Origin of the sequence: Spiroplasma endosymbiont of Dromius quadrimaculatus (assembly GCF_964031155.1) — a bacterium.
In the GTDB taxonomy this organism is placed as follows: domain Bacteria; phylum Bacillota_I; class Bacilli_A; order Mycoplasmatales; family Nriv7; genus Nriv7.
On record NZ_OZ035010.1, the window covers coordinates 502,351 to 521,185 of the forward strand.

The 18,835-nt window shown below is 26.7% G+C and carries 22 protein-coding genes; 20 read left to right on the forward strand and 2 right to left on the reverse strand.

The window, feature by feature from the left end; all coding sequences use genetic code 4:
• Window positions 1-3: 3 nt before the first annotated feature.
• The 5 genes from AAHM88_RS02925 (at window position 4) to AAHM88_RS02945 (ending at window position 4,066) form a co-directional block, all read left to right on the forward strand.
• Window positions 4-261 (forward strand): hypothetical protein, encoded by a 258-nt coding sequence (locus tag AAHM88_RS02925; RefSeq protein WP_342263207.1) that lies wholly within the window; start codon window positions 4-6, stop codon window positions 259-261.
• A 128-nt stretch (window positions 262-389) separates the two neighbouring features.
• A complete protein-coding gene (locus tag AAHM88_RS02930; protein WP_338968164.1) occupies window positions 390-638 on the forward strand; it encodes a hypothetical protein in 249 nt (82 codons plus the stop codon).
• A 21-nt stretch (window positions 639-659) separates the two neighbouring features.
• Window positions 660-1,052, forward strand: coding sequence for a hypothetical protein (locus AAHM88_RS02935; RefSeq protein WP_342262405.1), 393 nt, complete (start codon window positions 660-662; stop codon window positions 1,050-1,052).
• A 265-nt stretch (window positions 1,053-1,317) separates the two neighbouring features.
• Window positions 1,318-3,507, forward strand: a complete 2,190-nt coding sequence (locus tag AAHM88_RS02940) for a hypothetical protein (protein ID WP_342262475.1) — start codon at window positions 1,318-1,320, stop codon at window positions 3,505-3,507.
• A gap of 46 nt (window positions 3,508-3,553) precedes the next feature.
• Window positions 3,554-4,066, forward strand: a complete 513-nt coding sequence (locus AAHM88_RS02945; RefSeq protein WP_342262407.1) for a hypothetical protein — start codon at window positions 3,554-3,556, stop codon at window positions 4,064-4,066.
• Between the two features lie 258 nt (window positions 4,067-4,324).
• On the opposite strand, the gene AAHM88_RS02950 is transcribed toward AAHM88_RS02945, so the two are convergent.
• Window positions 4,325-5,251, reverse strand: coding sequence for an ETX/MTX2 family pore-forming toxin (locus AAHM88_RS02950; RefSeq protein ID WP_342262408.1), 927 nt, complete (start codon window positions 5,249-5,251; stop codon window positions 4,325-4,327).
• Between the two features lie 235 nt (window positions 5,252-5,486).
• Here AAHM88_RS02950 and AAHM88_RS02955 point away from each other — a divergent pair, with 235 nt between their 5' ends.
• From AAHM88_RS02955 to AAHM88_RS03005, 11 genes are all read left to right on the forward strand, one after another.
• Entirely contained in the window at window positions 5,487-6,578 is a 1,092-nt protein-coding gene (locus AAHM88_RS02955; RefSeq protein ID WP_342262409.1) for a DDE-type integrase/transposase/recombinase, read from the forward strand.
• Window positions 6,579-6,925: 347 nt separating this feature from the next.
• Window positions 6,926-7,378, forward strand: a complete 453-nt coding sequence (locus AAHM88_RS02960; RefSeq protein WP_342263208.1) for a hypothetical protein — start codon at window positions 6,926-6,928, stop codon at window positions 7,376-7,378.
• Window positions 7,379-7,727: 349 nt separating this feature from the next.
• The gene (locus tag AAHM88_RS02965; RefSeq protein WP_342263209.1) at window positions 7,728-7,955 is read left to right on the forward strand and encodes an ankyrin repeat domain-containing protein; all 228 of its coding nucleotides are present in this window, start codon (window positions 7,728-7,730) and stop codon (window positions 7,953-7,955) included.
• A gap of 73 nt (window positions 7,956-8,028) precedes the next feature.
• Window positions 8,029-9,069: a hypothetical protein gene (locus AAHM88_RS02970; RefSeq protein ID WP_342263210.1), complete on the forward strand. Its 1,041-nt coding sequence runs from the start codon at window positions 8,029-8,031 to the stop codon at window positions 9,067-9,069.
• Window positions 9,070-9,222: 153 nt separating this feature from the next.
• Complete coding sequence (gene thyA / locus AAHM88_RS02975) at window positions 9,223-10,092, forward strand: thymidylate synthase (RefSeq protein ID WP_338968514.1); 870 nt, start codon at window positions 9,223-9,225, stop codon at window positions 10,090-10,092.
• 2 nt (window positions 10,093-10,094) lie between these two features.
• Window positions 10,095-10,580, forward strand: coding sequence for a dihydrofolate reductase (locus AAHM88_RS02980; RefSeq protein ID WP_342189426.1), 486 nt, complete (start codon window positions 10,095-10,097; stop codon window positions 10,578-10,580).
• Window positions 10,573-11,322, forward strand: coding sequence for a lysophospholipid acyltransferase family protein (locus AAHM88_RS02985; RefSeq protein WP_342263211.1), 750 nt, complete (start codon window positions 10,573-10,575; stop codon window positions 11,320-11,322). Before AAHM88_RS02980 ends, AAHM88_RS02985 begins: the two co-directional genes overlap by 8 nt.
• On the forward strand, window positions 11,322-12,626 hold the full coding sequence (locus AAHM88_RS02990; protein WP_342263212.1) for a thymidine phosphorylase: 1,305 nt from the start codon (window positions 11,322-11,324) through the stop codon (window positions 12,624-12,626). Before AAHM88_RS02985 ends, AAHM88_RS02990 begins: the two co-directional genes overlap by 1 nt.
• Before the next feature lie 29 nt (window positions 12,627-12,655).
• Entirely contained in the window at window positions 12,656-13,423 is a 768-nt protein-coding gene (locus AAHM88_RS02995) for a segregation and condensation protein A (RefSeq protein ID WP_342263213.1), read from the forward strand.
• Window positions 13,407-13,961, forward strand: coding sequence for an SMC-Scp complex subunit ScpB (scpB, locus tag AAHM88_RS03000; RefSeq protein ID WP_342263214.1), 555 nt, complete (start codon window positions 13,407-13,409; stop codon window positions 13,959-13,961). The genes AAHM88_RS02995 and scpB overlap by 17 nt, the downstream gene beginning before the upstream one ends.
• 11 nt (window positions 13,962-13,972) lie before the next feature.
• Entirely contained in the window at window positions 13,973-14,713 is a 741-nt protein-coding gene (locus tag AAHM88_RS03005; RefSeq protein ID WP_342263215.1) for a pseudouridine synthase, read from the forward strand.
• 3 nt (window positions 14,714-14,716) lie between these two features.
• Here the strand turns inward: AAHM88_RS03005 and AAHM88_RS03010 are convergent, their stop codons facing one another.
• Complete coding sequence (locus tag AAHM88_RS03010; RefSeq protein WP_338968526.1) at window positions 14,717-15,268, reverse strand: inorganic diphosphatase; 552 nt, start codon at window positions 15,266-15,268, stop codon at window positions 14,717-14,719.
• Between the two features lie 89 nt (window positions 15,269-15,357).
• Between AAHM88_RS03010 and AAHM88_RS03015 the strand changes: the two genes are divergently transcribed.
• Genes AAHM88_RS03015 through der form a run of 4 tightly spaced genes read left to right on the forward strand, consistent with a single transcriptional unit; the run spans window position 15,358 to window position 18,822 of the window.
• Complete coding sequence (locus AAHM88_RS03015; RefSeq protein WP_342263216.1) at window positions 15,358-16,014, forward strand: hypothetical protein; 657 nt, start codon at window positions 15,358-15,360, stop codon at window positions 16,012-16,014.
• Window positions 16,015-16,041: 27 nt separating this feature from the next.
• Window positions 16,042-16,755 (forward strand): hypothetical protein, encoded by a 714-nt coding sequence (locus tag AAHM88_RS03020; protein WP_342263217.1) that lies wholly within the window; start codon window positions 16,042-16,044, stop codon window positions 16,753-16,755.
• Window positions 16,756-16,798: 43 nt separating this feature from the next.
• Window positions 16,799-17,491 (forward strand): (d)CMP kinase, encoded by a 693-nt coding sequence (gene cmk / locus AAHM88_RS03025; RefSeq protein WP_342263218.1) that lies wholly within the window; start codon window positions 16,799-16,801, stop codon window positions 17,489-17,491.
• Window positions 17,492-17,502: 11 nt separating this feature from the next.
• The gene (der, locus tag AAHM88_RS03030; protein ID WP_342263219.1) at window positions 17,503-18,822 is read left to right on the forward strand and encodes a ribosome biogenesis GTPase Der; all 1,320 of its coding nucleotides are present in this window, start codon (window positions 17,503-17,505) and stop codon (window positions 18,820-18,822) included.
• Window positions 18,823-18,835 lie beyond the last annotated feature (13 nt).

Genomic DNA, 18,835 nt, shown 5'->3' on the forward strand with positions numbered 1-18,835 from the left:
AAAATGGAAAATCTCGCAAAAATGGCCGACTTTCTCGCTCAAATGCTTTATAAAGTTTTTGACTTAATTTGAAGTTTAGAAGTACCAGGAACAAAAATTCAACTAATATTTCCTTTATTCTTAATGCTTGCAGTAGAATTTCTTATGGCAATTATTCTCGGTTTTGGTAGTCAACAAGTTAATTTAGAACAAGAACGCCGATATGCCGTTAAAAATAGTGGCCGTTTAAGTGCCTGAGGAAAAGTTAAAAAACACCAATAAGATATATCCGCTAGAATTAACAAACAAGAGAAACAAGTCGGTAATTTTCACCACAAAAAAAGCGGTCAAATTACCACAGTTAGACAAAATAAAAATTTCAAATCGTGAAATCAAAAGAGTAAATAAATATGTTCAAACTAATTATTATTTTTATCTTAATAACTGTTCTTGGACTTCTGGCTGGTAGTCATTTTGAAACTTTAACGAACTATATTAGTGAGGGTCTTGCCAATTTTAAAAAGTTTATTACTAGCAATTTAACAATTTTAGAACTATTTAAACCAATGGCACGAACATTTTCGCAACATCCAATCTTCACCATTCTTGGCGTTACTTGTGTACTTATTGCTTTATTTATTGTTATTAAAGGACGATAAAAATATGAAAGGAGCGTTAAAATGAAAAAACTTTTAGGAAAATTATTTAAAAAAGATAATTCAAAAGAAAAAATGCCATTAAAATTAAGAATTAAAAATTCTTTTAAAAAGCGGTGGTTAAAAATAGTATTAAGTATCGTTTTCATCTTTATAAGCTTATTAATTTGTGCGTTAACAGTAAGTGGTGCTAAATGAATAACCGGAACAAGTGACGAATTTAATGACTTTATGAATAAAGAAATGGTTAATTTCTTCGGCAAGTTCAATAGTGGTATTATGCTTGCAGGAATATTTGTTTTTTGATGAGGCGGAGCAATATATTTTGCAATTAAATTTGAAAAATTAATCCGCTTGATTATTCAAAAAATTAAAACAAAAAGAGCCTTGAAAAATGAAATGAAGCAAATTAATTAGTTCTTTAAAAAAATGTTGATGAATAATATTTAATTACATTATATTCATATCTTTAAGTATAGTTTTATTGTTACATACAGATATTAAAAATTTGCAACAATTTATTAAAAATTTTGGACCAATTGGTAAATTAATGATTATAGGTTATTCCTTAGTATGAGTAACCATAACAGAAATAGTAAACTGTTTAATTCGTTTTATATTAAAAAAGATTAAAGCTAAAAGAATAATGAAAAATAAAATATTTTAAAAAGGAGTGATAAAAATGTTTATGAAAATATTTACCGTGTTAATTATTGGTTTTAATAATATTTTTATTACTCCGCAAAACATTAAGAATGATAAAATAACAACACAATCACTAATTAGAAATAAAAGACAAAGTAATAAAGTTTATGATTTTGAAATTAGAAACTTGAAAAAAATAAGATTTTTAACGGAAAGGCAAGACCATGACCTTTTAAAAGTTGAGATAAGAACAGAAGAAAATATAAATGCAAATATAGATAAACAATTACCAAATTTAAAAAATGTAAAAATTTTTAGTTTAGAGTTTAATGCAGAGCTTGTAAATAACAGAATTAAACAAAAAGACTTTCAAAAAATAACAAATACTTATGGAACAAAAATAGATACTTCGGGTTTAAATTTTTATACCTGAATGATTAATATACCCAATAAAACAATAAGAATTAAAGCACAAGGAACAGAATTATTAACTTTTGAACATGACGACACTAACAATTATAGATTAAATAAAACAAATAATTTTGAAATTGAAATTGAAAAAGATAGTACTGATATTGAATTACCGACAACAACCACCGATTTTGATGGTAACCATAATTATAACGATGTTGTTGATAACCTTGACTATTTAATGATTCATCGCGGTGATTTTGACAAATTCAATTATTCTTATCTTTATTGAACACCAGTATTTAATTTCATTGACACCTTAGAAAAAGGTTATTACAAAGAATTTACGATTAAAAATCACGGCTTTAAAGACGAGAGCTATTTTTATCATAAGACTTCAACTATTTTACCAAATTCAGAAATAATCGACCCTACAAATGCAACCAAAATTGAAGTTATAAAAAAAATTAAAAAAAGACTTAATGAAAAAATTAACAATCTTGCTGGCGTAAATAATGCAATTGAAGGCATCGACTATAATACAGAAATTAAAGATAATGACAACAATTACTTAGACGATAGCACTACTTTTGATTTAACAACAGACAATGTCGCTGACAGAACATTTACCGTTAAATTCACCGCAATTGAAACGAGCACACAATTGCAAGGAACAAATACGATTAAAATGGTCATTCCGAAACAAGATGATAACAACGATAATGTCCTCAAAATTAAGGCATTTAATAAAACCCTAATTGCTGGAAATAACTATTTACAATTATTACACGGTGAAAATGAAATATGAAAATATGACACCACAAGAGCTAACGATTATTACCTAATTAAGTACCTTTTCGGAACCTTAAATTACCTCAATGTTAAATTTAGTTTTCTACGATATGACCCCGATTTAAAAAATGATATTTACCTATATTTTAAAAATAACATTCCTAGTATTAACAACAGCGATTACAAAAATGTTTTTGATGAAATCTATGAAATTCTTGGCAATTTCTTTGCTAGTTTATTTTATGCGACTTTTGATATGGACGAAAAAACTCATACCGAAATCGATTTTAAAGGCGTAGGTAACTATAATAAGGACTACTTTATTCAAATTGGTTTCTTTTATCGTTCGTTAATTACCTTTTATCCCAAAAAATATTTAATTAATATTACTGGTAATTCAGAACTACTACTAAGAAGTTATTTTTTTACTTTTGACAAAAAAACACACCAAGAGAATTATAATACCATTAAAAACAACAATAGCATTTATCAAATTGATTTTAATGTGCTTAAATCTTATGACAATAAACTGATTAAATTATCAGTCAGTAAAACTGCCAATAGTATTAATTATCTTAACACCGACATTGATATTCGCTACGGTATTAATATTTTTACTTTAACATTTCCTTTGTACCATAAGCAAAATACCGCTAACTACAATTTTAAAATTTATGACTTTAATGTCCTTAATTCCACAGCATTTATCCCTGACGGCTCCACCAATTCAGAATGGGATGACCTAATTCCACCACCAAATTGTAAATATTCCGGACGATGAATACCAACCTTTAATGATATTGGTTGTGCCATTCAGAATGCTGGCATTAAAATGCTAAACTGAATGCTGATAGCTTCACAAATCATTACCATTTTACGCCCATTAGCAATTATTGCCAAAGCAACAGTTAATTTTTCAACCGCCATTTTTCCAGTTTTTAAAACGGTACCAGCTTTTTACTATACCTTTCAATTTTTAATCGGTTTTGCCATTTTTCTAATGATATTAAGAATTTTCGTGTAATATATATATATGATTGAAAAAATAAAGTAATAAAGGAATTAAAATAATGAAAATTTTAAATATAATAACTCTTTCTACATTAACAATATTACCAATAGTTGGCTGTTCTAAAAAACCAAATGAACCAGTAGAACAAAAAGATAACGAAAACAAAATTTATGATTTTGAAATTAGAAACTTAGAAAAAATAAGATTTTTAACGGAAAGGCAAGACCATGACCTTTTAAAAGTTGAGATAAGAACAGAAGAAAATATAAATGCAAATATAGATAAACAATTACCAAATTTAAAAAATGGAAAAATTTTTAGTTTAGAGTTTAATGCAGAGCTTGTAAATAACAGAATTAAACAAAAAGACTTTCAAAAAATAACAAATACTTATGGAACAAAAATAGATACTTCGGGTTTAAATTTTTATACCTGAATGATTAATATACCCAATAAAACAATAAGAATTAAAGCACAAGGAACAGAATTATTAACTTTTGAACATGACGACACTAACAATTATAGATTAAATAAAACAAATAATTTTGAAATTAAAATTGAAAATCCTTAATAACTAAATTTAAAAACCGTTAAAATTAATGCCTTAGAAGGTGGTTTTCTATGATGACGGCGCCCTTAAATAACTAAGCAACTTTTTCATTTTTTGACAAAGTAAAAAAAGGCAGTAATTTTAATTAATTACTGCCTTTAAACTTTATTTTATTATATACAATTTATACTTTTATTCTTAACAAGAGATTAAAAATTTGTTATACTTGTTGTTAAATTGATTGCTTCTAAAATGCGTAATAATATTTTAATTTAAAAATTATTGATTTTCTAATGGATTTTCACTGAAATTAACATCAAGTTTGCCTCCTTGTGAATTTCAAGTTATTGGTATATTGAATATAATTATTGTTGGATTATTTATATCATTAACTGATAAAACAGAATTTCCCTTATAATCCATTGCAAGCATGTCAGGATATTTAGAAGCAATTTCTTTGATAGTTCTTGTTAAAAAAACAGTATTTCAATGATTTAAACCATCTTTGCCTCTGTATTTTGGTGAAGTTATTTTAAAGTCCGAAGGAAGGTAATACCTTATTATTCCATCTGATTTGTATGTACCTTGTCGGATTATATATTGTGCAATTCCTTTTGAATTAGAGCCCACAATAAATGATTGGCTGGGTGCAGTTACTGTTTCTTCTGTAGTTGTTGTTTTATCTCATGTTTGGCTTGAATTAACATTAACATTTATAGATGAGTTTCAAAATAAAAAATTAAAACTTGTTTCAAATGATGCTGATTCATTTAAAGAAATAGTAAAAGAATTTGTGTTTCCAATAGTTTTTGAATAAGATTGAGTTTGAAAAGTTTGAGAAGAACTAGTGTTATTTATATAATTATTTTCAAATGTTTGAACTACATTATCAGATATTGCTGTCATATTTTTTGTATATAAACTCCCAGTTCTATTTATTAAAAAATTATTATAATATTCAGAAACTTTGTCTTTTGCTGTATCAACTCAATAACTAAAATTTTGCTCAAAAGCTTCCTGTGTACCATTCATAAAAGTTTGAATAATATTTTCTACACTTGTTGGTGGTAATATTTCGAATTTTAAATTACTACTTAAAACATTATTTTTCGGTACAGTTATTATATAAGGACTATTAGCGACAACACCAGACATTCCGCTTCCAGTTATTATTATGATTCCTAAAATTCTTAATAATTTTTTCATATTAATTAAATTCCTTTCGTGAATTTTTACTAATTAATAAAAATTTATATCACTTTCTCCTTTCTCCAAATCTTATTCTAAAATCTACTTACCTTGGAATTTGATTATACACTAACAAACAAAAATTTCTAATTTTTACGGCATTAAAATATGAAAAAATTTAATCAAGTAACAACTAATTTATAATGAGATTAAATCAACAAAAATAATTAAATAGAAAGCAGGTTTGTAAACAATGAAATATATTATCGCCGAAAATCAATTATCAGATTTAGAAGCACGCTTACAATGCTGATTAAAGGGTTTTTACCGAGATAAAAACTATCATAAAACTAAAAAACGAATTAATAATTATTTAAACCTATGCAAACAATTTTATACCGAAAAAAATACTTTAAAATCATTAATTAAAAAACACTTTCACAATATTGACATAACTTTTTATCGTTGAGCTAAAAAAATTATTACTGGTTACTATGAAAATAATTTTAGTAATTTAATAATTAAATCAACAAAACCGTTGAACCCACATTATCAATTTAACATTGAAAGTCGTAAAAAAATATGTGATTTATTTTACAAATACAAAAACATTAAAGCTGGTGGTGTTTGGTCATTATATAATAATCTCCTTAGAGGCGAACATGACGCCCATAAATATGATTTACCAAGAAATATTAGAACATTTTATCGCTGAATTAAATCTGACCCTCGCTATGATAAAATTAGACAAAAAATTAAGGAAAACAAACGCTATTATAACCGTTATGAAGTAAAAGAAATCGGATTAATACAAATGGATGCTAAACACTTTCCCAAGTCAAAATATCCGGTAGAAAAAAATATGTATGTCTATGACTTTATTGATGAAAAGACAAGAATGGTATTTGGTTATGTTTATGATAGTTTAGGAACTAACAACGCCATTAATGCTGTGCAAAGAGCAATATATGATTTTAAGAAGTTTGGAATAGAAGTTAATAGAATTAGAACTGATAATGCTCCAGAATTTACCACTACTAATTGAAGTAATAAAAATGAATATAAGATAAAAGAAAGACCCTTTAGTAAATATTTAAAAGATAATAAAATAATACACGAAACTACTCCAATAAGGTCACCCCAAAGTAATGGTAAGATAGAAAGATTTCATAAGAATTATAATAATTTATTATTGTTAGATGATATCAAAAGATTTAATACTAATGAATTACAAAGATATTTAAATGAATATTATTACTTTTATAACTTTCAAAGGAATCATTGAACAATAAAAGACATCCCATTCAATTTTCTAAACAAACTTTTAAAAACCTCTTGAAACTAACATATGTCTGTGCTATAGTACATATTGTAAATAAACTTGTTAACTTAGTTAAAACTAATGATATTTTAGGATTTAAAAAAAAATATCAAAAATTAACAAATTATAATTTTGAAAATGTTGCCATCAAATATGATATCAAAAATTATTGTAATATTTTTGGAACCGGAAATTAAAATATTGTTTTTCCAACGAGTAAAATGATATGTTTAATAAAAAAATTGTATTTACAAGGTGAGAGTTTTGAAGCCTTTCTTAATTTAGAAGGGGAAGCTAATGTTTTACAAGAATAAAATATTGATATGTTTCTAAAATAACATCTTAAAATTAAATAAAAGGAATGAGAATATTTGTTAGCGAGAATTCAACAAGAAAAAAAAGTAAAGTGTATTAATGAATATATTAAATTTGATATTTTATCAAAAATGAAGATTTTTAAAGTTTGAATATTATTAAATGAAAGCGGAAATGAAATAAATATAGTGGAAGATATTTATTGTTGAATTTCTGGTGAGAAATTACTTGACTTTCAGATCTATAAGCGAATAAGAGGTCTTTCTAAATTAGTTAAAACTAATAATATTTTAGGATTTAAAGAAAAGTATGAAGCAATAACAAATTATAATTTTGTTAATAATGCTATTGAATATTATGTCGGAAATTATCATCAAATTTTTTCAAGAAAAAAATTTAATGTTGATTTTTTAATGAGTAAAACAAGGAAAATGTTAAATTTTATAAAAAAAATCTATTTACAAGGTGAGAGTTTTGATCAATTTCTCCAAAGAGAAGACAATAGTTAAAGAACAATAATAATTAATGAATGGAAACGATTTAATGGAACTTGAAAAAATATTTATAATGCGTAAAAATAATAATTTAATAAGAATGCCATCAACTATATGTAAAGTGATACCGAACTATTTTGCTCATTAAAACTTAATGATATTTTTGTTAACCTGTCAGAAAAAGTAGATATTAGAATAATTGATAGGATATTTTTAAATTATGATGTTAATAAAAATAATGAAGAAGCATTTACTTGTCTAACAACTTTATTAGATTTAGGGGCGGATATTAAAAATGATAATGGTAATACCCTGCTTCATATTCCAATAATGTTTAATTGTTGTCAGGGATGCAAAATTATTATTGGCAAGTGGCGCTAATATTGAAAATAAAACTGTTAATAATGACACACCTTTAATGCTAGCGGTGCTTGAAAATAATATTGAAATGGTTGAATTAATCTTAAAAAAGGGTGCTGATGTTAATATCAAAGATAATGCTGGTAGGTCGGCACTTTATTTTCCTAGAATAAGAAAAAATTTAGATATAATTAATCTTTTATTAGCAAACGGGACAAATTTAAATATCTAAAAATTAAGAAATTTTAATTATCTAAATAGTAAATAAATAGTAATTTATTAAAAAATAAAGGGAGAGAATATTTATGAATGAAAAAATTAGTGCGGAAATAACAAAACGCATCAATGAATATATTAAATTTGATGTTTTATTAAAAATGAAAGATTTTCAATTATGAAAAGTTACCAATGCTTGTCAAGAAGTAAAACAATATGCTTATATTAATCTTTTGTGTGCTCAAATTAATAAACGGTTTAAAAATGATTCTGCTACCAATCAATCAATTGAAAACTTAATTCGGTTAACTAAACTTAATGATGTTGTTGGGTTTAAAGTAGCGTATCAAAAATTAACAAATTATAATTTTGAAGCCGTTGCTATTAAAAGTCTTAAAGAGCACTATATGCATTTTATGTTTGATAATGAATATGGAATATATTTTCAATTTAAAAATTATAATTTTAATAGTTTTATTGACTTTATGCAAATAAGAGAAAATAATCATCGTTTATTTTCAGAACCAAAGGTAGAACAAAGAGCTGTGCCCGATGAATTAGATAAAGGTATGGGCAAAAACGAACAATGTACGATAGTTAAACGCCAAGCGCCACCTGTGCCCCCAAAACCAGCAATGAAACCATTAAATATGTTAGATAGTGATGAACTTCGTAATGCGATTGTTAATGATTCTAAACAACCAAATGCGCAACGAAATAATTGAAATCCTTATGATAAAGTTGCTACAGTATTGACCAAGAATAAAGAAGGAATTGCTACTAAGCGTCAGGCGCCACCTGTGTCTGTAAAGCCAGCAATGAAACCAGTAAATTGACAAGCAAAAAATGAACAAGGAGCAAAGTCTAATTTAGAAATGGACGATTTGAAAATGACTCTTAATCGGGAAATAGAACAAGTGGTCGCAAAAAGAAATGAGTGCAATCTTTATCAAGATCAGTTTGATAGTAATGGGAATTTTAGAACATTAGACAATGGAAATAAAGAATATGGTAATTCGCAATTAGCAAGTATATTAAATCGTGTGGTTGAAGAATTTAAACAAAAATATAACATTGGGAATTGTAAAACTTTAGATGAAAAGCCAGACGATGAATTTACTGCCCTGTAATTGTTAAAAATAAAATTTTATAACTAAGAAATCATAGTAGCTAAGGTAATTTTAAATTACCTTAGCTTTTTACTTTTTATTAAGCGTAATAGTTTGTTATTAGATTTTATGTTAAAATTAAAAACAGAATAGAAATTATCGTGAGGTGAAACAATGGAGCAGTATTTAAGTTTATGTCGTCAGATATTAGAAAAAGGTCAAAATAAACCTAATCGTACCCTTATTGATACAATTAGTTTTTTTGGTTATCAAATGCGGTTTGATTTACAAAAAGGGTTTCCACTATTAACAACAAAAAAAGTATATTTAAAAGCTGTTATTTATGAATTATTATGATTTATTAAAGGTGATACTAATATTAGAACACTAGTTCAAAATAATGTTAATATTTGAAATGAGTGACCATATAAAAAATATCAAAATTCACCTGATTTTAAAGGTGAGCAATTACAAGATTTTATTTCTAAAATTAAAAATGATGAGCAATTTGCTAAAAAATATGGTGATTTAGGTCCAGTTTATGGTAAACAATGGCGAAATTTTAATGGTATGGATCAATTAAAAAATTTAGAAAAGCAATTAAAAGATAATCCCCATTCACGAAGACATATTTTATCTAGTTGAAATCCTGAGGAAATTGAAGAAATGGCATTACCGCCTTGTCATACATTATTTCAATTTTATGTTAGTGCTGACAATAAATTATCTTGTCAGTTATATCAAAGAAGTGCTGATGTATTTTTAGGTGTTCCTTTTAATATTGCTAGTTATGCTTTATTAACTTATATGCTAGCATCTGTTTGTGGGTATGAAGTTGGTGATTTTGTGCATACAATTGGTGATGCGCATATTTATACTAATCATTTAGAACAAATAAATGAACAATTAACAAGACCTCCAAAAAAATTAGGCAAATTAATAATTAATCGTTCAGTAACTTCAATTTTTGATTTTAAATATGAAGATTTTTCATTATTAGATTATGAATCGCATCCGGCGATAAAAGGACAAGTGGCAGTTTAATTATGGTAATTTTGGTATGAGCAATGGATAAGAATGGTGTTATTGGTAAAGATAATAAATTGCCGTGGTGTTTAAATCAAGAATTACAATATTTTAAAGAAATTACTATCGGAAAAACAATTTTAATGGGAAGAAAAACTTTTGCTAGTTTAAAAGTTAAACCTTTATCACAAAGAAAAACTATTGTTGTTAGTTGAAATCCTAATTATGAATTTAATCATCCTGATGTAATTGTGAGTAATGATTTAGAAGGGATTTTAAAACAATATGAGCATAGTGGTGATGACTTATATGTTTGTGGGGGGGCTTTGATTTATCAAATCGCAATCCCCTATGCCAGCAAATTATTTGTTTCACTTATTAATGATTCATATGGAGGCGATACTTATTTTCCAGAAATTGATTTCCATCAATTTAAAGAAATTAGTAAGAAACAATATGATAAATTTGTTGGATTAATTTATGAAAGGAAAGTTACTAATGAATAAATGAAGAGTAATAATTACATTGCCATATTTGCTACAAACTTTAAGAAAAGCAAAAAAAATGACAAAGAAAGTGCTTCGTGATCCTAATTCAGTATCAGAAGAATATCGTTATAAATGATTGCAAAAGCGAGCGCGATATTTTGCATGGTTATATAATGTTAAAGTTTATCCCCAAGGATTAGAAAATTGAGTTAATAATAAGGGGTGTGTGATGATTGGCAATCATCAATCAAATTTTGATGCTTTATTATTACTTTTAATTAATGATTTTAGTAAATTTGCTCCCTTAGCATTCATTGCTAAGCAAGAATTACAAGAACATAAAATATTTAAACGCTTTGTACAATTAATTGATGTGTTATTTTTAGATCGTAATAATCCAAGGCAAGCATTAGAAGTTTTTAGTGATGCGAAAATGTTAATTCGTGTCCCACGAACAATGGTTATTTTTCCAGAAGGAACGAGAAGTAATAGTTCAACAGTACAAGAATTTAAACCAGCAGCACTTAGAATCGCATATCAAGCATATGTTCCAATTATTCCAGTTGCTATTATTAATTCGTATGAAGTTTTTAATAAAAAATCTCAAGGAAAGAAAAAAATTTATCTTGTGATTCAAAAACCATTAGACCCTGCTAATTTTATTAATATTACTACTGATAATTTAGCAAGAAATATGCAAAGTAATATTCAAAAAGTTATTAATAATTTTAATTTAAAAAATAAGGATGAAAAAAAATAATGTGAATGTTAGATTTAATTAATAAGAAAAAACAAAATCAACAATTAACAACAAAAGAAATTGATTTTATTATTAGTGGTTTTACTAAGGGTGATATTCCTGATTATCAAATGAGTGCTTTTTTAATGACTGTTTGATTTAATGGTTTAAATAATCAAGAAACATTTGATTTAACAAAATCATTAATTAATTCTGGTGATTCATTAGATTTATCATCAATTAGTGGTTTTAAAGCTGATAAACATTCTACAGGTGGTGTTGGTGATAAAATAAGTTTACTTTATGCTCCTTTGTTAGCAAGTTTTGGCATTAAGGTAGCAAAGATTTCTGGAAGAGGATTAGAACAAACTGGTGGAACGATTGATAAGTTAGAAGCGATTCCTAATTTTAATGTTAATTTGCAATGAAATGATTTTTTAAAAGTAATTAATGAATGCGGAATGAGTATTATTAGTCAAACACAAGATTTTACTCCGGCTGATAAGAAAGTTTATGCTTTAAGAGATACTACGGGAACTGTTGATTCCATTCCTTTAATAGCAGCCAGTATTATGGCTAAGAAAATTGCTATGGGTAGTGATGGTCTTGTTTTAGATGTTAAGTGTGGTAATGGTGCTTTTATGAGTAATTTAAATGATGCTAAAAAATTAGCAAGACTAATGTTACAAATTGCTCAAGAATTAAAGGTTAAAACTGCTATTATTATTAGTGATATGAATCAACCATTAGGAAGAATGATTGGTAACATTTGTGAAGTTTATGAAGCGTATGAATTTTTACAAGGTAAAAATCAAGATTCAGCATTGTTAGAACTTGTAACCTCTCTAAGTGCAATTAGTTTATTACAAGCAGAAATTTGTAGTAATTTTGATGAAGCAAAACAAAAATGTATTGAGCAACTAAAATCATTAGCGCCATTGAATATTTTTAAACAATTTATTAAACAGCAATCTGGTGATATTGATTTTGTTACTAATTTTGTTTGAAAAGATGCTGTTAAATTTGTTATTGAAATTAAGGCATCAGTTTCAGGATTTGTTAATTTTCATAACTGTTATGGTTTAGGTAATTTAGCAATGCATTTAGGAGCAGGAAGAGAAACAAATTCTTCATCAATTGATTATATGGCTGGAATTTTTATTAATAAAAAAACCCAAGAAAAGGTTAATGCTAATGAAACGGTATTAACTTTATATACTAATATTAATAATGTCAGTGAGTTTACAGCAATGGCAAAAGAATTATTTACAATTGAACAATCTTTACCGCTAATTAATAATATTATTTATGAAATAATGCAATAAGATAATTAAGATAAGGTGGATAACTAAATATGAGTAAATATCTGATTAACATTGATAATTTTCAAGGACCATTAGATTTACTTTTACATTTAATTAAAGAAAAAAATCTTGATATCTTTACTGTTGATGTTAGTATGATTACAACGCAATATTTAGATTATTTAAATAAAATGGAAACATTAAATTTAGATATTGCTAGTGAATATTTAACAATGGCAGCATATCTTTTGGAATTAAAATCACGGCGATTATTACAACAGACTAATTTAGAAGAAGATAATAGTGATTATGAAGCCGATAATCGTCAAGAATTAATTCAAAAATTATTAGAATATCAAACTATTAAAGAAACAACTGGTTTTTTTAAAGAACAAGAAATTGTTCGTCAGCAAGTTTTTACGAGACCAGCAATTGTTTCTAATTCTCAACAATATGCATCGTTAGCGAAGGAAACTAATTGAGATTTTAACTTAGAGCAGTTAAGTTTTCAATTACAAGAAGTGTATAAAAGGTATCAATTAAATATGCCAATAACAACACGCGTGGCTAAACAACAAATATCACCACAAAAGCGGGCATTAGAAATTTTTAATTTTTTAAAACAAAATCCCCAAAAAAGTTATAATCTTTATGATATTTTTGTTGAAAATGATAATATTACAAATAATTTGCTTGTTGTTAGTTTTAGTGCCATTTTGGATTTAGTTCGTAGTCAGCAAATATACATTGAACAAGCAGATATGTTTGCTCCCATTACATTAAAATATCGAGGTGAATTTAATGAAGAAAGTGAATAATTATGCTTTAATGGAAGGATTAATTTTTATTGCTGGTGAAGAAGGCATTAGTAATCAAAAAATTGCTAAAAAGTTAAATCTTAGTCTTAATCTTGTTAATGAAATGTTAATAACTATCCAACAGCAGTTAGAAGCGGATGAATCGCGAGGCATAGCATTAATGAATAATAATAATGTTTTTAAGTTTATGACAAAACAAGAACATTTTAATATTTATGAATCATTAGTTATTGAGCAAACTAGTAAATTATCAACGGCTGCATTAGAAACGCTAGCAATTATTGCTTATAAAGGTCCAATAGTAAAAAGTGAAATTGAAAGTATTCGTGGTGTTAGCAGTGATTTTATGGTTGCTAAATTAAAAGCCCGAGAATTAATTGTTGAATTGGGAAGAAGTGATGCTCCGGGGCGACCAATATTATATGGTGTGAGTCAATATTTTTTAGATTATTTTAATTTATCTTCGTTAGATAAATTACCACCATTACCAGAATCTTTTTTTGATAAAGATGAAGACACTAATTTGTTTATTAATTAAGGATAATGATAATGAAAAAAGAACGATTACAAAAAATAATCGCTATGCGTGGTTATTGTTCGCGGCGAAAAGCAGAACAATTAATTTTAGCAGGCAAAGTTGCAGTTAATGAACAAATTATTACGGAATTAGGATTTAAAGTTGAAGTAAATGCTAAAATTACTGTTAATGGTCAATTATTGCCAGCAGAACAAGAAAATATTTATTTAGCTTTTAATAAACCAATTGGCTGTATTACTTCTTTGGATGACCCCCTCGGAAGAAAAACCGTCTTTGATTATTTACAAGATATTACTGTGCGGATTTATCCGATTGGCAGATTAGATTATTATACTAGTGGGTTGTTATTATTAACTAATGATGGTAATTTTGCTAATTTAATTATGCATCCAACCCACGGCATTAATAAAGTTTATGAAGTAGCGGTTAAAGGTAAAATTACTTCCACAATGATTAATAATTTATTAAATGGTGTTTTAATTGATGATGATTTTTTAGCTAAAGCAGTACAAGTTAAATTATTAAGAGTAAATAGTAAGCAACAAACTTATATGTTAGCAATAACAATTCAAGATGGTCACAATCAACAAATTCGGAAAATGATTAAAGCAATAAATGGTAAAGTTTTAGCATTAAAACGGGTTGCTGTGGGAATATTAACCCTTAGTGGTATTAGTGAAGGTCATTATCGGTTATTAACAAATGATGAAGTTAAGCAATTAGAAATAATGGCGAAAAAAAATAATCCGTAAGGATTATTTTTGTATTTCTTTAAATTTTTCTAGTAATTTTTCTTTTCCTTCATTAATTAGAAGTTCGTTATATTTAGTATATAGTTCACGACAATGAGCTAACTCTTTTAAAGCTCATTGTTCATCTTTTCATTCTTTAACAATAACTGCTTTTTTTTGTAACTGTTTATATTGGATAAAGAAATTTTTAATTTTTGCTAAAGTATGTTCAGGAACATCTTTTAAAGATTTAAGATGATTAAAATGCGGATCATCGGCTAAAACACCAAATAGCTTAGTATCAATTTCACCACCATCAATCATTTCTAAGGCTCCAAGAATTCTAACATTGGCTTGACATCCAGCAATTGTTGGATATGTTGCTAAAGCAATAACATCAAGCGGATCACCATCTCAGTCTAAAGTATTTTCAATACAACCATATTCGGCAGGATAAACATTAGCACCATATAAAACACGATCTAAAATAATTCTTTTAGTTTCAAAATTATATTCATATTTGTTACTACTACCAGTAGTAATTTCAATAATTACAGGAACGATATTATTTTCCATTAATAAATTTTCTCCTTTTCTTTATTTGTAAAAATATTATACAATAAATATGTTGAAATAACGGTAATTAATTAAGGAGTAATAAATTAATGAGAAAGACAACAAGATTGTTATGAGTAACATTTAAAAATGATAGTCAATTAACAATTAAAAAGCTAGTTTTAATTGCTAATTTTTTAGCTATTTGTTTATTAGTCGGTTATATTAGTAAATTTATTCCGCCTTTATTTTTGCCTTACTTAAAATTAGAGTTTATTGATGTTTTTATTATTATTGCTTTTCCGTTTTTAGGAATTATTTATACTTATTTTTTAGTATTTTTAATTCCTTGAATGTTAATGCTAATTACTAGTGTTAGTGGTCCAATTGCTTATTTAGCGTTAATGTTAGCAACAGGAGGATTTTATTCAATATTTTTAATTGTCCAAATACCATTATTTTTTATTATTCAATTTTGTGGATGAACAAAAAATAGTTCTGGTAAATTTTTAACAATTATTGTTTGAATTATTAGTATTTTTTTAGCAGCCATCATTAATTCATTTTGAATGACTTTTTTAAATTGAGCTTTTATTTTGGAATTATATGGGATGGCATCTTTACGAAATCAATTATTTGTAGTTTTTTTACCATTTAATTTAATAAAATTTTGTTTGGAAGCTTTAGTTTATAGTTTAATCGTAACAGCAACTTGACCATTAATTGAAAAAAATGCTAACGCAAGTTATTATATTTTATTATTATAATTATATTAGAGAAATGAGGCGGTAGTAGTGAAAATTGAACAAACAAGGATGGAACGATTTTCGCTCTTACGAGAGCAAATTAATCGTGAGATTGAGTTAGATCAAGCATTATTGCAAGAAGAAGAGTTATTGCAAGATTATATTACGCGTTTTAGTCATATTGATAAAGAATATTTTCAAGAATTTCTTGATAATATTAATCAAGAATGAGAACTATTAAGTCCACAACTACATCAAGACCATTCAAAAGATTTTATTAATTTTGAAGTTAGATATGAAATTAATCAATATTTAACCGATATTCGTAGTAAGTATGATTGTGATTTAAATGATAATGTTAATTTACAGCAAATTTTACAAGACCATAATTATCATCATAAGTTTGGACAGCATCTAAATGGTACTAGTGAAAGTAAATATCAAGAAATAATTTTAGCATTAGAAAATTCTGTTAAAAATTTACAAACTAAAATTTCTTCAGAAACGGAATTGGCCCAGCAAGTAATTAAAATCTATCAAGAAGATTTAAAAAAGCATCCCGAGGCGTTAATGCCTAGTAAAAAACCGTTAGTAGAATTATTATCCAATTCAGCAGTAATTACTGATGAGCAATTTAATCAGTTAGTAACAAGGTTTAAAAAACAAAAAATTAGTTTTAAATGATTGATATTGTTAATAATTGGTAGTATTATCTTGATTATCGCATTATTAATTGTTCTTTTACTTTTATTAATTCAATAATATCATTATATTAGATGTATAATTTATTAGAGGTGGAATAAAAATGAAACAGATAAATATTGCTATTGATGGACCAGCTGGAAGTGGTAAGTCAACAACTGCTAAATTAGTCGCTAAACGGTTACATTATATTTTTATTGACACTGGCTTAATGTATCGGGCTTTAACACTTTATTGTTTAGTAAATAAAATTGATATTGATGATAATCGAGCAGTTATTAAGGTGTTGACTAATATTAGATTTAGTTATGATGCTAATGGCAATATTTATGTGAATGGGGTAAAACAAAATTCTTATGATTTAAGTAGTAAAAAGGTTGTTGAGTATGTTAGTCCTATTAGTGCTATCAAAGCAGTAAGAACATTTATGGTTAAAAGTCAAAGAGCAATTGTTCAAGGTTTTGGTTATATTCTTGCTGGCAGAGATATTGGGACAGTTGTTTTACCTAATGCGCAGTTAAAAGTATTTTTAACAGCAACAGTTAGTAAACGAGCACAAAGAAGAGTGGAACAAGCACGACAACAAGGAATAGTTTTAGAATTGTCTAGTGTTCAAAATAATTTACAAGATCGTGATCGTCAAGATTCCGATCGTAAAGTTGGTCCCTTAAAGAAAGCAAATGATGCGATTGAAATTGATAATAGTAATTTATCTTTAGATCAAATTGTTGATTTAATTGCAACAATGGCTTATGAAATTAAAAAAAATCAATGCCTTTTGCAAATGCATAGTTAGGAAAAAATAAAATGAAAAATTCTGCAATTGTCGCTATTATTGGGCGACCTAATGTTGGTAAGTCAACATTATTTAATCGCTTGATTAAAAATCGTTTATCAATTGTTGATGATACAGCAGGAGTTACGCGAGATCGGATTTATCAAAAGGCACAATGACTTAATCGTGAATTTTGATTAGTAGATACAGGTGGTCTTGGTTTTGGTAATGATGAATTACAAGAACAAATTTTGTTACAAGCACAAATTGCGATTGAACAAGCGGATGTTATTATTTTTACTACTAACTATCAAGAACGCTTGCAAGATGAAGAAAAACAAATTGCTAAAATGCTTTATGGAATTAATAAACCGGTTATTTTGGTTGTTAATAAATATGATAATCAACAAGTTAATAATGAACTATATGAGTTTATTCAATTAGGATTTGGTGAACCAATTGCTGTTTCATCAACGCATGGGATTGGGATTGGTGATTTGTTAGATAAAATTATTTTTAGTTTAAATCAATTAAATTTAGAAATAAAACCAGATCTTGAAAATGAAACTAAAATGGCTATTATTGGCCGACCAAATGTTGGTAAGTCTAGTTTAACAAACGCATTATTAAATGAATCGCGGGTTGTGGTTTCTAATCTTCCGGGCACGACAACCGATGCGGTTGATAGTTCATTTGTTAGAAATGGGCAAAAATTTGTTGTTATTGATACGGCGGGAATTAGAAAACGAGGAAAAGTTCAAACAAATTTAGAAAAGTATAGTGTTTTGCGGGCTTTAAAAGCTGTGGAACGAAGTGATATTGTTTTATTAGTATTAGATGGTAAAGAAGGTATTAGAGAACAAGATGCTAAAATTGGTGCCATTGCGAAAGAGGGTTATAAACCGGTAATTATTGTTGTTAACAAATATGATGAAATGGAAAAAACAAAAAAAACCTTAGATGATTTTCGTAAAGAAATTCAAGTTCATTTTAAATATCTTCATTATGCTTTTGTAATTTTTGTTTCGGCATTAAAAAATGTCCATCTCGGAAAGATTTTTCAAAATATTAATAAGATTCAAGAAAAACAAAATTTACGAATTCAAACTAGTGTTGTTAATGAAATTCTTAGTAAGGCTCAATTATTACATCAACCCCCTATTTTTCAAGGTGAACGATTAAAGATATATTATGCTACGCAAGTAAGTAAGCAACCGATTACTTTTGTTTTATTTGTTAATAACCCGAAGCATTTACATTTTTCATATGCAAGATTTTTGGAAAATCAGTTACGAGAATATTTTGACTTTCAAGGAATTCCTTTACCATTGATTTTTCGTCAAAGAAAATAAATATTTAAGGAAG